The following is a 289-nucleotide window of genomic DNA, read 5'->3' as shown; positions in this document are numbered from 1 at the left end:
CACCCTCCTCGGCACAGCAACCCTGACCGGCGGAGTCACCACCTTCACCACCTCCACCCTGAGCGTCGGATCCCACTCCCTCACCGCCGTCTACAACGGTAATGTGAACTTCGCCGGATCCACCTCCCCAATCGACCCCCAGACGGTGAACAAGGCCGCCACCAGCACCGCGCTGACCTCGGCCCCCGACCCCTCCGTCTTCGGACAGCCCAAAACCCTCACCGCCACCGTCACCGCGGTGCCGCCAGGAGCGGGTACGCCGACCGGAACCGTCAGCTTCTTCGACGGC

Annotated in this window: 1 protein-coding gene; it reads left to right on the top strand. The window is 67.5% G+C overall.

Annotated features, from left to right (window positions below; translation table 11 throughout):
* Window positions 1-289, top strand: a 289-nt coding sequence (locus IF11_RS0136170) for an Ig-like domain-containing protein (protein WP_030356030.1), incomplete at both ends; no start/stop codon positions are given.

Source organism: Streptomyces scopuliridis RB72 (genome assembly GCF_000718095.1).
In the GTDB taxonomy this organism is placed as follows: domain Bacteria; phylum Actinomycetota; class Actinomycetes; order Streptomycetales; family Streptomycetaceae; genus Streptomyces; species Streptomyces scopuliridis.
This window is presented reverse-complemented; position numbering and strand designations above follow the sequence as displayed.